Annotated in this window: 12 protein-coding genes; 4 read left to right on the forward strand and 8 right to left on the reverse strand. The window is 64.3% G+C overall.

Annotated elements, in window-relative coordinates:
• Positions 1-22: 22 nt before the first annotated feature.
• From ACVIN2_RS01045 to gltX, 8 genes are all read right to left on the reverse strand, one after another.
• Positions 23-790 (reverse strand): SDR family NAD(P)-dependent oxidoreductase, encoded by a 768-nt coding sequence (locus ACVIN2_RS01045; protein ID WP_456764145.1) that lies wholly within the window; start codon positions 788-790, stop codon positions 23-25.
• Positions 787-1,896: an ABC transporter ATP-binding protein gene (locus ACVIN2_RS01050; protein ID WP_456764146.1), complete on the reverse strand. Its 1,110-nt coding sequence runs from the start codon at positions 1,894-1,896 to the stop codon at positions 787-789. The genes ACVIN2_RS01045 and ACVIN2_RS01050 overlap by 4 nt, the downstream gene beginning before the upstream one ends.
• 10 nt (positions 1,897-1,906) lie before the next feature.
• Positions 1,907-2,764: a carbohydrate ABC transporter permease gene (locus tag ACVIN2_RS01055; protein WP_456764147.1), complete on the reverse strand. Its 858-nt coding sequence runs from the start codon at positions 2,762-2,764 to the stop codon at positions 1,907-1,909.
• The gene (locus ACVIN2_RS01060; RefSeq protein ID WP_456764148.1) at positions 2,757-3,680 is read right to left on the reverse strand and encodes a carbohydrate ABC transporter permease; all 924 of its coding nucleotides are present in this window, start codon (positions 3,678-3,680) and stop codon (positions 2,757-2,759) included. The genes ACVIN2_RS01055 and ACVIN2_RS01060 overlap by 8 nt, the downstream gene beginning before the upstream one ends.
• Complete coding sequence (locus ACVIN2_RS01065; protein WP_456764149.1) at positions 3,677-4,963, reverse strand: ABC transporter substrate-binding protein; 1,287 nt, start codon at positions 4,961-4,963, stop codon at positions 3,677-3,679. The genes ACVIN2_RS01060 and ACVIN2_RS01065 overlap by 4 nt, the downstream gene beginning before the upstream one ends.
• A 57-nt stretch (positions 4,964-5,020) precedes the next feature.
• Positions 5,021-6,199, reverse strand: a complete 1,179-nt coding sequence (locus ACVIN2_RS01070) for an ROK family transcriptional regulator (protein ID WP_456764150.1) — start codon at positions 6,197-6,199, stop codon at positions 5,021-5,023.
• A 178-nt stretch (positions 6,200-6,377) separates the two neighbouring features.
• Positions 6,378-7,670 (reverse strand): citrate synthase, encoded by a 1,293-nt coding sequence (gltA, locus tag ACVIN2_RS01075; RefSeq protein ID WP_456764151.1) that lies wholly within the window; start codon positions 7,668-7,670, stop codon positions 6,378-6,380.
• A 194-nt stretch (positions 7,671-7,864) separates the two neighbouring features.
• Positions 7,865-9,292, reverse strand: a complete 1,428-nt coding sequence (gltX, locus tag ACVIN2_RS01080; protein ID WP_456764152.1) for a glutamate--tRNA ligase — start codon at positions 9,290-9,292, stop codon at positions 7,865-7,867.
• A 166-nt stretch (positions 9,293-9,458) separates the two neighbouring features.
• Here gltX and ACVIN2_RS01085 point away from each other — a divergent pair, with 166 nt between their 5' ends.
• From ACVIN2_RS01085 to ACVIN2_RS01100, 4 genes are all read left to right on the forward strand, one after another.
• Positions 9,459-11,135: a glutamine--tRNA ligase/YqeY domain fusion protein gene (locus ACVIN2_RS01085; protein WP_456764153.1), complete on the forward strand. Its 1,677-nt coding sequence runs from the start codon at positions 9,459-9,461 to the stop codon at positions 11,133-11,135.
• A 9-nt stretch (positions 11,136-11,144) separates the two neighbouring features.
• Complete coding sequence (locus ACVIN2_RS01090; RefSeq protein WP_456764154.1) at positions 11,145-11,531, forward strand: YybH family protein; 387 nt, start codon at positions 11,145-11,147, stop codon at positions 11,529-11,531.
• An 84-nt stretch (positions 11,532-11,615) separates the two neighbouring features.
• Positions 11,616-11,849: a DUF2171 domain-containing protein gene (locus tag ACVIN2_RS01095; RefSeq protein WP_007610829.1), complete on the forward strand. Its 234-nt coding sequence runs from the start codon at positions 11,616-11,618 to the stop codon at positions 11,847-11,849.
• A gap of 95 nt (positions 11,850-11,944) precedes the next feature.
• Positions 11,945-14,224 (forward strand): ComEC/Rec2 family competence protein, encoded by a 2,280-nt coding sequence (locus tag ACVIN2_RS01100; RefSeq protein WP_456764155.1) that lies wholly within the window; start codon positions 11,945-11,947, stop codon positions 14,222-14,224.
• Positions 14,225-14,230: the final 6 nt, after the last annotated feature.

Consider the following 14,230-nt stretch of genomic DNA (forward strand, 5'->3'; position numbering starts at 1 on the left):
GCTCGGGTTGTGAGTACAGACTCTAGCCGAGACCAGCGTCGACCTGAAAACACTGGCGCGTGATGCGCTGGCTCTCGTCGGAAGCGAGGAACAGCGCCATGTTGGCGATGTCCTCGGGCGTCACCGCGTCGGGAATGGCCTGACGCGTGCGCAGCTCGGCGATCGCCTGGTCATCCGGGTACCACAGCCGGCGCTGACGTTCCGTGATCACCATCCCCGGCGCTATCGCATTGACACGGATTCGATCGGGCCCGAGCGACCGGGCCAGGGAGTTGGTGAAGCCGACGATCGCGGCCTTCGCCGCCGCGTAGACCGGCAGCCCCGGCGCGCCGCGCATCCAGGCAATCGACGACATGTTGATGATCGAACCGCCGCCGCGGGCCTGCATTTGTGGCACCACCGCTTGCGCGGCAAAGAAGACGTGCTTGAGGTTGACGCCGATCATCCAGTCGAACTCGGCCGGGGTTACCTCGGCCAGCACCTGGCGCTGATCATTGGCGGCGTTGTTGACGAGGACCGCGGCATCGCCAAGCGATCCGTGCACCTGTGCCATGGCGTCGCGCAAGGCATCGATGTCGAGGAGGTCGCAGGACACGAACAAGGGTACGGTTCCGGACGCGGCCTTCACCTCCGCGACCAGCGCCCGGCCGGCTGTTTCATCGAGATCCAGGAACGCGACGCGCGCCCCTTGGGCCGCGAACGCCCGCACGAAGGCGGCACCGATGCCGCTGGCGCCACCGGTGATCAACACCACGCGGTCCCTAAGACCGGCATAGCTCGTTCTTGTCATGCGATCAGTCGCTCCGTCTCGGGGTCGAACAGGCAGATGCGGCGCGTGTCGAGCGCGAACGGGGCGGCGGCGCCCGGTGTGGGGCGGATGTCCGGCGTGATGCGCGCCAGCGCAGGCTCGCCGCCAAGCCGCAGCAGCACGATCGTTTCGGCTCCCGTCGGCTCGACCATCTCCACCGGCGCATTGACGACGACGTGCGGATCGGCGGAGAACACGCGGCTGCCCTCGGCGATGCATTCCGGCCTGATCCCGACCACCACGTCACGGCCGACGAAGGGTGCCGCCGCGTCGTATTGGCCAAGTCGGAGGCGGACCTCGTCCGGCCGTCCCGCGCCGATCACGACCACCGGGCCGCCGGCATCGGCCTCGAGCCGTGCCGGCATCGTGTTCATCGGCGGCGAGCCCATGAAACGGGCCACGAACAGATTGGCGGGATAGCGATACACGGTGTCAGGATCGGCAAACTGCTGCACCACGCCACGATGCATCACGGCGATGCGCGTCGCCATCGTCATCGCCTCGATCTGGTCGTGGGTGACATAGACGATGGTGGCGCCGATGCGTTGGTGCAGCCGCTTGATCTCCATCCGCATCTCGACGCGCAGCTTGGCGTCGAGATTGGAGAGCGGCTCGTCGAACAGGAAGAGCAGGGGATCGCGCACCAGCGCCCGGCCCATCGCCACGCGCTGGCGCTGGCCGCCGGAGAGCTGCGACGGCTTGCGACCGAGCAGCGGCTCGATCTGGAGCAGCTTGGCGACATTCGCCAGCGCCTTCTCCTGCTCCGCCTTTGGTACGTGGCGGCATTCCATGCCGAAGGTGATGTTCTGGCGCACCGTCATCGACGGATAGAGCGCGTAGGACTGGAACACCATGGCGATGTCGCGGTCCTTCGGCGGAATGTCGTTGACGACACGTCCGCCGATTTCCACGGTGCCTGCGCTCGGAAGGTCAAGCCCGGCGATGATATTGAGCAGCGTGGACTTGCCGCAGCCGGATGGGCCGACGAGCACGGTGAATTCACCGCTCTCGATGTCGAGATCGATGCCCTTCAGCACCTCCAGATTGGCGTAACGCTTGGACAGGGAGCGAATGCTTAGGGCTGCCATGACAATCCGATCATTTCACGGCCCCGGCGGTGAGGCCGCGCACGAAATACTTGCCGCCGATCAGATAGATCAGCAGGGTTGGAAGGGCAGCGATCATCACTGCCGCGCTTTGCACGCCATGCTGCGGGATGTCGGCGACCGCGGCGGATAGCGCGATCAGCGCGGCGGTGACCGGCTGTTGCTGACCGGTCGTGAATGTCACGCCATAGAGAAACTCGTTCCAGATATGCGTGAACTGCCAGATCACGGTGACGACCAAAATTGGTGGCGAGAGCGGCAGAATGATGCGCCAGAAAATACGAAAGAACCCTGCGCCATCGATGCGCGCAGCTCTTATCAAATCCTGCGGGATGGCAGTGTAGTAGTTTCGGCAGAACAAGACGGTAAAGGAGAGCCCCTGGATCGTGTGGATCACGACCAGGCCCGTGAGCGTGTTCATCAGGCCCGTATCGCGCAACACGATGGTCCAGGGAAGCAAGCGCATCTGCTGGGGAAGGAAGAGGCCAAGGGTCACGATGCCGTAGATCCAGCTATCGCCGCGAAAACGCCAGAGCGACACGGCGTAGCCGGCGACAGCACCGAGCAGGGTGGAGAAAATCGTCGCGGGAATCGTGACGAGCGCGGAGTTCAGCATGTACGGCCGGATGCCGGCGCAGGTCTCGGCCACGCAGAAGCCGCTCCAGGCCGCGGCGTAGTTGCTCCACGCCCATTGCTTCGGCCAGCCGATCATTGAGGCCTGCGCGATCTCCTCGTTGGTGCGCAGCGAGTTCAGCACGACAACAGCCAATGGCGCGAGCCACGCTGCAGCGATCAGCGAGACGAGGAGATAGATCAGAATCCGGCTTGGCGTGAATGTTCGCTCACGCATGGATCGCCCGCCGCCGCTGGACATAACGCCACGCTGCATAGGGCAGGAGAACCGCGAGAAGAATGAGCAACATGAGCACTGCCGCCGCCGCTCCCCGTCCGAGCAGGCTGCGCTGGAACATCAGGTCGTAGACGACGAGGGCCGGCAGCTGGGTGGCGATCCCGGGCCCACCATTGGTGAGCGCGCGGACGAGGTCGAAGGTCGAAATCGCGAACTGCAGCTGGATGACGATGACGGTGATCGTGATCGGCCAGAGGGTCGGCAGGATGACCCGCCGGTACATTCGGATCGGTCCGGCGCCGTCGATCTGCGCGGCCTTGATCAGGTCGGCGTCGACGGAGCGGAGGCCGGCCAGGAACAGCGCCATGGCGAAACCGGAGGACTGCCAGATCGCAGCGATGACAATGGTCCAAATCGCCATGTCGCGGTCGATCAGCCAGTCGAATCGGAAGGAGATCCAGCCGAGGTCGCGGACCAGCTTCTGGATCCCGAGGCCAGGATTGAGCAGCCAACTCCAGACCGTGCCGGTGACCACGAATGACACCGCCAAGGGATAGAGGAAGATGGACCGCAGCAGGTTCTCGCCGCGAATGCGCTGATCGAGCAGGATCGCAAGGATGAGGCCGGTCGCCAGGCTCAGCAACACGAAGGCGCTGCCAAACAGCAGCAGATTGTCCAAGGCAATCTGCCAGTTCCGCGATGCCGCGACCGAAGAATAGTTGCGCAAGCCGACCCAGCCCGAGACCGGGACCAGAGTGGACGGCGTGAACGATATCCAGATCGTCCACAGCGTAAACGCAATGAGGTGCGCGGCGGACAACAGCAGCGGCACCCAGATCGTCAAATATTCGGGCAGCCGGCGTACCCAGTCAGGGGCCGCCGGCCGGCCCGGTGTTGTCGAGACGGCGATCGTCAACGTGAGCTCTCGACGGCGTCGGCGAGGCGTACGGCCGCTTGCTCCGGCTTGATCGTCTTGTTCTTCACGTACTCAGTGATCACGTCGATGATCGCTGCGGTCATGCCGTTTTCCTGTGCCATGTTGTGCGCAAGGCTGAGAACGGCCTGATTGCTGGCGATCGCGTCTTTAAGAGCTGCTGCGGTCCGCCGTTGACCGTCCGACCAGCCTTCGCCCGACAGATCGACATCGGTGCGTACGGGGATCGATCCCGTGATCTGCGAATACATGGTCTGGATCGCCGGATCCATGACGAGCTGGGCCATCAGCGTCTGGCCGGCTTGCAAATCGGGCTCCTTGCGCTGCCAGAATATGAAGGCATCGGCATTCAACAGGAAGACCGGCTTGCTATTGTCGCTCGGGCCCGGGGCGATGATGAAGTCCTCGAACTTGAAACCGGCGTTGCGCAAGACGCCCTGCGCCCACCCGCCCATGATCATCATGCCCATGTCGCCGTCGACGAAGCGCTTCAGGTTGGTCGAAAAGTGCTGGGCGCCGACATTGGGGTCCATCCAGTCGGCAATCTTGCGCACCTGGACGAAGGACGCCTTTATCTCGGGGCCTTCCAGGGCCTTCTTGTCGAGGTTCATAATGGCTGCGCGGTATGCGGTGGGACTGATGCCTGCCAAAGCGGCCTCGAATTTTTGGCCGTCGTCCGCGCGGGTGCCACCGTTGGCGATGGGATAGGGGACGCCGCCTGCTTTCATCTTCTCGGCGAGGTCGTTGAACTCAGCCCATGTGACGGGAATCTTGTCGGCCTTGGCCTTGTCCATCGCGCGTTTGGAGAGAAACAGCATGTTGGTGCTGTAGATCTGCAACGGCAGTGCAATCCACTTGCCCCCCGGCTTGTGCAATTTTGCAAGGTCTGGAGCGACAACCTTTTCGTATCCGGCGCCAGCGACGACGGCGTCGAGATCGACGGTTGGGGCAATCTTGGACCAGGCCGCGATCTCGGGACCTTTGAGCTGCGAGCAGGCCGGTGGATCGCCGGCCATGATCTGGGCACGCAGCTTGTTCATCATCTCGGTGGTGAAGCCGGGGACGGGCGAGTGCTGCCAGACCCCACCTTTCTCCTCGAATTTCTTGCCGAGCGCCGTGATGGCCGCCCCGTCGCTGCCTGCGGACCATTGCGAGATCGCAGTCAGACGCGGCTTGATCGCGCCTTGCGCGCGCGCAAATGCCGGCAGCGCGAGCGCGGCTGCAGATCCGGCGAGCAGTTGGCGCCTTGTTGTCGTGATCGGCATGGCAAGTTCCTCCCGGTGTGAACTCTTTCGCGCGAGCGCCGCGCGGCATCAGGTCTCTCAGGCGGCCTCGCTCGATGCGGCCGGCATGCCGCCACGGCAAGCGAGGCAGAAAGCCGCAAATGCCAGCGCGGCCCGCGGATCGTTGCCATTCGACGGCGGCACGAAAGCGAGCGACACTTGCGCGTGCTTGCGGCCGCCCAACAGACTGGCGTCGATCCCCTCGACGAGCGCGCTGCGATCGTCCTCCTTGAGGAGCGACGGCCAGCCGCTGATCGCGACGCCCTTGCAGGGCTTCACGTTCAGCGTGTTGCCGATCGCAAGGCCAAGCCGGAATAGCCGGCGGCGCAATTCCTGCCGCACGCGCGACGAGAGCGGTATCGCGGTCACCCATTCGCTGCCGAGTTCAAGCAACTCCGCTTCCGCGACACCAAGAAGCTCGGCCAGGGCGGGAAGCGACGTATACGCCTCGACGCAGCCATGATGACCACAGCGGCAAATTGGTCCGTCGGCTCCGAACACCATGTGGCCGAGCTCGACCGGCTGGAGGGCATCGTCCTCGACCGGATCATCCATCCAGGTGCCCGCGACGCCCTGGCCGACGAAGACGAAGAGATGCGCGCCGCTGAACGGATAGTTCTCCGTGCGGCAGCGGTGAAAAATGGCGTGCGCGACGACCGAATTGGTGAACTCGACCGGCACGCCTGCAAACGTCCCGCCGAACATCTCGCTGATCCGCCCGACATCGCAGGGAATGATCGGATTGCTTGACGCGCCCGAGCGGCCGAGGCCCGGAATGGAGACGCCGATCTGCGCGAGGGGGATGCGTCGGCGCCGCGTCCAGTCGCGCAGCAATGTCATTGCCTCGCGAAACGCCCGGCCCACCGTCGCGACGGTCGGCGTCTTTGGTAGTGGCACATGCCCGGTGTAGTGCAGTTCGCCCGACAGGCCCCCGACGCCGACGCTGAGCCGCTGGGTGGTCAGCTCGAAGGCCGCGAGCGCAACCTCGCCATCGAGCGACACGAGGCCCGTCGGGCCACCGACGTAAGGGGCAGGGCGCCGCACTTCCTCGATCAGGCCTTCGGCCTTCAGGTCGAACAGGATGCGCGACAGGCTCGCTTCCGACAGGCGCACGGCCTTGGCCAGCGGCGGCCGAAACGACCCGCCCGACTGAAGCAGGTGAGTCAAAATGGCAGCACGCGTCTGCCGCCGACTTCTCGGCTGCTCCGGCATTTCCATCCCTGTCGTCATTCTTACTTAGAGTAAGAATTTGCGCGCGAAGCGTTTCGCCGTCAAGCGTCGGACGACCCTTCGCGCCGACTTGTTGTTGTGCGCGGCAGCAAGATTGTGTCGGCGCAAAACAAAAACGGCGCCATCCGGAGATGGCGCCGCTTCGAAAGCCGTGATGGGTTCGACCTTACTTGCGGTTGTTGATCGCGACGTAGTCGCGCTTGGTGACGCCGGTGTAGAGCTGGCGGGGACGGCCGATCTTCTGCTGCGGATCCTCGATCATCTCGCTCCACTGGCTGATCCAGCCGACGGTGCGGGCGACCGCGAACAGCACGGTGAACATCGAGACCGGGAAGCCCATCGCCTTCAGCGTGATGCCCGAATAGAAGTCGACGTTCGGGTAGAGCTTGCGGTCGATGAAGTACTGGTCGCTGAGCGCGATCTTCTCGAGCTCGAGCGCCACCTTCAGCATCGGATCGTCGCCATGGCCGGTCTCCTTGAGCACGGCGTGACACATCTTCTGCATGATCTTGGCGCGCGGATCGTAGTTCTTGTAGACGCGGTGACCGAAGCCCATCAGGCGGACTTCAGAGTTCTTGTCCTTCACCTTGGCGATGAATTCGGGGATCTTGTCGACCGAGCCGATCTCGGCGAGCATCGCCAGCGCTGCTTCGTTGGCGCCGCCATGCGCCGGGCCCCACAGGCAGGCGATGCCGGCGAACGGGTTGGCGCCGGAGGAGCCGGCGATACGCACCGTCGAGGTCGAGGCATTCTGCTCGTGGTCGGCGTGCAGGATGAAGATCTTGTCCAGTGCATCCGCAAGCACCGGGTTGATCTTGTACTCCTCGCACGGCACGGCGAAGCACATATGCAGGAAGTTCTCGGCGAACTTCAGCGAGTTCTTCGGATACACGAAGGGCTGGCCGACCGTGTACTTGTAGGCCATCGCAGCCAGCGTCGGGATCTTGGCGATCATGCGCATGGAGGCGATCATGCGCTGCTTCGGATCGTTGATGTCGGTTGAGTCGTGATAGAACGCGGCGAGCGCGCCGACAGCCGCCACCATGATCGCCATCGGATGGGCATCGCGGCGGAAGCCCTGGAAGAAGCGGGCCATCTGCTCGTGCACCATCGTGTGATGGATCACGCGGTCGTCGAAATCCTTCTTCTGCGCGGCGGTCGGAAGCTCCCCGAACAGCAGCAGATAGCAGGTCTCCAGGAAGTCGCCGTTCTCGGCGAGCTGCTCGATCGGATAGCCGCGGTATTCCAGCACGCCCGCGTCACCGTCGATATAGGTGATCTTGGACTGGCAGCTCGCGGTCGAGGTGAAGCCCGGGTCGTAGGTGAACAGGCCGGACTGGCCGTAGAGCTTGCCGATATCGATGACGTCGGGCCCGATGCTGCCGCTGTGGATCGGAAGATCGAAATTCTTATTTCCGACCGTCAGTGTGGCGGTCTTATTGCTTGGTTTTGCGTCCATCAGAGGTCCCCGATGTATGGTGAAACGGGCCGGACCCGGAGGCCCCTAAGCAGATGTTGGGGCAGGCCGGATGTTCCAGAAGGTACGGGTGAGATGGGTATATTATTGCTGTGTGCGCTGCAAGATGGCGCCGCGCATCTTCGACTTACGTCGTAGCCTGGTCCTTGGCCCCGGTCCTTAGCGCGGTCCTCGGCCTATTCCGTGGTTTGGTCTTTAAGCCGGCCCAGGCTTTCCTGGCGTCCCAGGACGTCCAAAACCTCGAATATGCCGGGCGACGTCGTCCGTCCCGTCAGCGCCGCCCGCAGCGGCTGGGCGACCGCGCCGAGCTTGAGACTATTTTCCTCGGCAAAGGCGCGCAGCGCGGCTTCCGCATTGGCCGCGCTCCACGTCTCGACTTTCTCCAGCGCGGAATGAAGCTGGCCGATCAGCTTGCGGTTCTCAGGCGTCAGCAGCGCTGCCGCCTTCGGATCGAGCTCCAGCGGCCGGTCGGCGAAGATGAAATAGGCGCCGTCGATCAGCTCGATCAGCGTTTTGGCGCGCTCCTTCAGGGCCGGCATGGCCTTCAGCAGCTGCGCGCGCGTGGTGTCGTTTAACTTCGCCTTAAGCTCGTCGCGGCTGGGCACGACGTGGTCCAGCACGTCCTCGAACATCTTCACGAGTGATTGATCGTCGGCATTGCGGATGTAGTGGCCGTTGAGGTTTTCCAGCTTGGCGAAATCGAAGCGCGCTGCTGCGCGGCCGACGCTGGCGAGGTCAAAGGCTGCGATCATCTCCTCGGTCGAGAAGATTTCCTGGTCGCCATGGCTCCAACCGAGCCGGACGAGATAGTTGCGGAGCGCGGCCGGGAGGTATCCCATGGCGCGGTAGGCATCGACGCCAAGCGCGCCGTGCCGCTTGGAGAGTTTTGAGCCGTCCGGGCCGTGGATCAGCGGGATGTGGGACATGCTCGGCAGCGTCCAACCCATCGCGTCGTAGATCTGCTTTTGGCGGGCGGCGTTGATCAGATGGTCGTCGCCGCGGATGACATGGGTGACGCCCATGTCGTGGTCGTCGACCACCACTGCGAGCATGTAGGTCGGGTTGCCATCGCCGCGCAGCAGGACGAGGTCGTCGAGATTCTCGTTCTGCCAGACCACGCGACCCTGGACCTGATCTTCGATCACGGTTTCGCCGGTCTGGGGCGCGCGGAGCCGGATGGTGGGTTTCACGTCGGTTGGGGCCGTCGCCGGATCGCGGTCGCGCCACAGGCCGTCATAGAGGCGGGTGCGGCCTTCCGCGCGCGCCTTCTCGCGCATCGCGGTGAGCTCCTCGGCGGTGGCGTAGCAGCGATAGGCCTTGCCCTCGGCGAGCAGCTGCTCGGCGACCTCGCGGTGGCGTGCGGCGCGGCTGAACTGATAGATGACGTCGCCATCCCAGCCGAGCTCCAGCCATTTCAGGCCGTCGAGGATGGCGCCGATCGCCGCCTCCGTGGAGCGCTCCCGGTCGGTATCCTCAATCCGGAGCAGCATCTTGCCGCCGTGCTTCTTCGCATAGAGCCAGTTGAACAGCGCCGTGCGCGCGCCCCCGATATGGAGGAAGCCGGTCGGCGAGGGAGCGAAGCGGGTGACGACGGGAGAGGTCATTCTTGGCAAGGCCTATGCATTGGAGGCGGTGGTATATAACAGGACCGGTGCATAACTAAAGCCCGGCAGCGGGCCGCCAAGGGTTGCTTGAGACCTTGCTTAAGCCCTTGGCTCAGCCAAGGGAATTTGGCAGAAGGGCCGCTGATTTCCCTACAGGATTTTCGTAATGACAGAACCGGTGGCGAACGAGGTTGGGCGCGATTTCATTCGTGACATCATCCAGGCCGACCTCGATCAGGCCAAATACCGGGAGATCGTGACCCGGTTCCCGCCGGAGCCGAACGGCTATCTCCATATCGGCCACGCCAAGTCGATCGCGCTCAATTTCGGCATCGCCCAGGAGTTTCCGGGCCGCTGCCATCTGCGCTTCGACGACACCAATCCGGTCAAGGAAGAGCAGGAATATATCGATTCCATCCAGGCCGACGTGCACTGGCTGGGTTTCGACTGGGGCAAGAACCTGTTCTTCGCCTCGGACTATTTCGACCGCCTCTATGAATGGGCGGAGCAACTGATCCGAGACGGGCTCGCCTATGTCGACGACCAGACCCAGGAGGAGATCCGTCTTGCGCGCGGCACGCTGACCGAGCCCGGCAAGAACTCGCCGTTCCGCGATCGCACCGTGGATGAAAACCTCGACCTGTTCCGTCGCATGAAGGCGGGCGAATTCCCGAACGGCGCGCGCGTGCTGCGGGCCAAGATCGACATGGGTGCGGGCAACATCAATCTGCGCGACCCCGTGCTGTATCGCATCCTGCATGCGCACCATCCGCGCACCGGGACCAAGTGGAGCATCTATCCGAGCTACGACTATGCCCACGGCCAGTCGGACGCGATCGAAGGCATCACGCACTCGATCTGCACGCTGGAGTTCGAGGATCACCGGCCGCTCTATGACTGGTTCATCGAGAAGCTGCCGGTGCCGTCGAAGCCGCACCAGTACGAATTCGCGCGGCTGAACCTGACCTACACGCTGCTGTCCAAACGCGTGCTGACCCAGCTCGTGCGCGAGGGCCATGTCGCGGGCTGGGACGATCCGCGCATGCCGACCATGGCGGGGATGCGCCGCCGCGGCGTGCCGCCGGCCGCCCTTCGCGAATTCGTCAAGCGCATCGGCGTGGCGAAGGCCAACAGCGTTGTCGACGTCGGCATGCTCGAGTTCTGCATCCGCGAGGAGCTCAACCGCACGTCGCAGCGGCGGATGGCAGTGCTGAAGCCGCTCAAGGTCGTGATCGAGAACTATCCAGAAGGGCAGACCGAGGAGCTCGAGGCGATCAACCATCCGGACGATCCCTCTGCCGGCACCCGGAAGATCACGTTCGGCCGTGAGCTCTATATCGAGCAGGACGACTTTATGGAGAACCCGCCGAAAAAGTTCTTCCGTCTGTCGCCGGGCAACGAGGTGCGGCTGCGCTACGCCTATTTCGTCAAGTGCACCGGTGTGATCAAGAACGAGGTCGGCGAAGTGGTGGAACTGCGCTGCACCTACGATCCCGCGACCAAGGGCGGCAACGCGCCCGATGGCCGCAAGGTCAAGGCAACCATGCACTGGCTGTCGGCGGCAACATCCGTGCCCGCGGAAATCCGCGTCTACAACCAGCTGTTTGCCAATCCGAGCCCGGACGCCTCGAATTTTGCGGCCGACCTCAATCCGCAGTCGCTCGAGATTTTGGCTGACGCCCGGATCGAAGCATCAGTCGCGGAAAGCAATTCGACCGAGGTAATGCAGTTCGAGCGCCAAGGCTATTTCGTGCGCGACAAGGACTCGACGCCGGGCAAGCCGGTGTTTTCGCGCACCATCGGTCTGCGCGACACGTTCGCGAAGGAAGTTGCCAAAGGCTGAGGGACCACAATGAGCGACGAAGCCGACGCCATCGTTTCCGTCATCGTCGCGAAATGGCGCGCCGGCTTCGCCACGCTCGATGCGGCCGCGCTGTCGTCTCTGTATTCGAAGAATGCGTTCTTCTTCGGCTCCAATCCAAAGCTCTACCGGGGCAGGGATGGCGTCGCAGACTATTTCAACGGCCTGCCGCGCTGGCGCCAGCCGAGCGCTGTGTTCTCCGAGGTGAAGGCGGTGCAGGCAGGTCCTGATCTGATCAATATGGCCGCAATGATCTCGTTCGATCTCGCCGGCGAACGCCCTGATTTCTCGGTCAAGATGAGCTGGGTCATCATGCGCGAGGACGGCGACTGGAAGATCGTCAATCACCATGCTTCGTCGCAGGCGCCGCTGATCTGACCAGCGGGCACACGACTTCGTCATTCTCGTGAGAGAACGAACGTGCGCCCCGTGCGTTGGGGTGGGCCCAACAAGGAACCCACCATGCAGAACATCGCAGAGCATATGGAAGTCATCGGCGCCGATGGCGTCCACATCGGCACCGTCGACAAGGTCGAAGGCAATCGCATCAAGCTGACCAAGAAGGACAGCGGCGAGGGCAGCCACAAAGGGCATCACCACTTCATCGACAAGGGCCTCGTCGCCGATATCGAGGGCAACAAGGTCCGGCTGTCGGCCAAGGCCGATGTCGCCGTGACGATGGAAGAGGAAAAGTAGCGGCCGCGCCCTTTCGTTCCTGATCCGTACCGCTATCCGCCCGCCTGCACGTTCCGGTAGCTTCTGACTTCGTTGCGTATCATCGAGTGCAGGGAATGGCGGAGCCGGGCCGGCCGGTACGGTCGCAGGGGATCGCGGGGACGTGGCCCGCGGGCCGCGCCGCGTCTGCGGGCGGCCTTGCAGCTGCAGGCCTCGACCTCTGGACATCGCTGGCCGAGACCCTCCGCGCATGGCTACGCGCCGAGGCTGGCGCCGGGCGGCTGTTGCCGTGGGTGCCCGTCGCGTTTGGCTGCGGCATCGCGCTTTATTTCTCTGCCGATCACGAGCCAGTACTGTGGGTCGTTGCCACCACCGCCATCGCACTCCTGCTCGGCGCGGCTCTGTTGCGGCGGAGCCGGCTGTTCGCCCCGGCCATCATGATCGCGGCGGTCGCGGCCGGCTTTGCCGTCGCGACCTGGAAGACGGCGCGGATCGCCCACCCGGTGCTGGCAAAGGCGCTCTATTCGGTGTCGTTGTCGGGCTTTGTCGAGGCTCGCGACATCCGCGAGCGTACCGATCGTTTCGTGCTGCGCGTCACGGCGATGGAGGCGCAACGCAGCGACGTCAGGCTCGAGCGCGTGCGCCTGTCGGTCCGCAAAGGCACCGCGCCGGAGGTCGGTAGCTTCGTTCAGCTGAAGGCACGGCTGATGCCGCCGCTCGCGCCGGTGCGGCCCGGCAGCTACGACTTTTCGCGTGACATGTTCTTCCAGGGCATCGGCGCCTCCGGCTTCGCGATGGGCGCAATCACGGTGGCGCCGCCGCCTGAGACCGCCGGCTTGCGGCTGCGCTATGCGGCCTTCATGCAAGGCCTGCGCGATGCGATCGATGCCCGCATCCGGGCGACGCTCGACGGCGACAACCGGGCGATCGCGACCGCGCTGCTTACCGGGCGGCGCGATGCGATCACCACGCCCGTCAACGATGCGATGTTTATCTCCGGTCTCGGCCACGTGCTCTCGATTTCCGGTTATCACATGGCCGTCGTTGCCGGTGTCGTGTTCTTCGCGGTGCGCGCGCTGCTCGCTCTGATCCCGGGACTTGCGGCCGGCTTCGCCATCAAGAAATGGTCGGCGGCCGCCGCGCTGGTCGCTGCTGCGTTCTACCTGCTGCTGTCAGGCGCGGAGGTCGCAACGCAAAGATCGTTCTTCATGACGGCGGTGGTGCTGATCGCGGTGATGGTCGATCGCCGCGCCATCACCTTTCGCACGCTTGCTGTCGCCGCGCTGATCGTGCTGGCGGTCGCGCCGGAAGCACTGGTGCATCCGAGTTTTCAGATGTCGTTTGCGGCAACGCTCGGGCTCGTCGCCTTGGTGCAGATCGGCATGCCCAATTTGTTTGCCTCGCCGGACCATTCGGCGACCGCGCGCATTGCGATGTGGGGTGGCCGCGAGATCGCGATGCTGTTCATGGCCTCGCTGATTGCGGGACTTGCGACCACGCCCTACGCCGCGTTCCATTTCCACCGTGTCACGCCGTTCGGCGTGCTCGCCAATCTCGGCGCGATGCCGGTGGTCTCGGCGCTGGTGATGCCGGCGGGATTGTTGGGGCTGCTTGCTGCGCCGTTCGGGCTGGACAGCGTGTTCTGGTGGCTGATGGGGCTCGGCATCGACTGGATGGTCGCGGTCTCGCGCTGGGTCGCGGCATTGCCGGGCGCCGTCGGCCGCATCCCGGCGTTCGGGATCGCGCCGCTGATCGCGGCGAGCCTGGGAATCATCCTGCTGGGCTTGTTGCGCACGCCGCTACGCTGGTCCGGCGCCCTAGTGCTGCTGGCAGCGATCCTCTGGGGACTGTCGGCGCGGCAGCCCGACATCCTGATTGCCGGGGATGGCGCGAGCGTTGCGGTGCGGGGTAGGGACGGATATCTACACCTGATCAGGACGAGCAAGGACAGCTTTCTGCTCAAGGAATGGCTCGCTGCCGACGCCGATCCGCGCGATGCGGGCCGAGCCTCTCTGGCCGATGGCGTGTCCTGTGACGAATCCGGCTGCGTGACGCCACTGGCCGACGGGAGGTTGGTCGCGCTGGCACTGCGCGTCGACGCTCTCGCGGACGATTGCAGTCGGGCCGCGCTGGTGGTGACGACACGCCCCGCGCCACCCGATTGCGCGGCGATGGTGGTCGATCGGCAACGGCTCGCCAGCCAGAGTGCGCTGGCGCTGACGCAACGTGGTGACGGCTTTGTGGTTCACGCGGTGAGGGCGAGAGGCACGAGCCGCCCCTGGTTGCCAGCCGGCGCAGGCGAGGGAGATTTCGACGGCAGCCTTGCGCCGAAGGCGATCGCGCCCCGCATCAAGGACGCAACGCCGGCGGAGACCGACTTGCAGGCGGACGATTGATCGGAT

Source organism: Bradyrhizobium sp. USDA 3650 (assembly GCF_054057395.1).

Bases quoted from the DNA above. Each gene is read 5' to 3' on its own strand.
- ACVIN2_RS01045 (WP_456764145.1), bottom strand. From the start codon at position 790: ATGACAAGAACGAGCTATGCCGGTCTTAGGGACCGCGTGGTGTTGATC.
- ACVIN2_RS01050 (WP_456764146.1), bottom strand. From the start codon at position 1,896: ATGGCAGCCCTAAGCATTCGCTCCCTGTCCAAGCGTTACGCCAATCTG.
- ACVIN2_RS01055 (WP_456764147.1), bottom strand. From the start codon at position 2,764: ATGCGTGAGCGAACATTCACGCCAAGCCGGATTCTGATCTATCTCCTC.
- ACVIN2_RS01065 (WP_456764149.1), bottom strand. From the start codon at position 4,963: ATGCCGATCACGACAACAAGGCGCCAACTGCTCGCCGGATCTGCAGCC.
- ACVIN2_RS01070 (WP_456764150.1), bottom strand. From the start codon at position 6,199: ATGGAAATGCCGGAGCAGCCGAGAAGTCGGCGGCAGACGCGTGCTGCC.
- gltA (WP_456764151.1), bottom strand. From the start codon at position 7,670: ATGGACGCAAAACCAAGCAATAAGACCGCCACACTGACGGTCGGAAAT.
- gltX (WP_456764152.1), bottom strand. From the start codon at position 9,292: ATGACCTCTCCCGTCGTCACCCGCTTCGCTCCCTCGCCGACCGGCTTC.
- ACVIN2_RS01085 (WP_456764153.1), top strand. From the start codon at position 9,459: ATGACAGAACCGGTGGCGAACGAGGTTGGGCGCGATTTCATTCGTGAC.
- ACVIN2_RS01090 (WP_456764154.1), top strand. From the start codon at position 11,145: ATGAGCGACGAAGCCGACGCCATCGTTTCCGTCATCGTCGCGAAATGG.
- ACVIN2_RS01095 (WP_007610829.1), top strand. From the start codon at position 11,616: ATGCAGAACATCGCAGAGCATATGGAAGTCATCGGCGCCGATGGCGTC.
- ACVIN2_RS01100 (WP_456764155.1), top strand. From the start codon at position 11,945: ATGGCGGAGCCGGGCCGGCCGGTACGGTCGCAGGGGATCGCGGGGACG.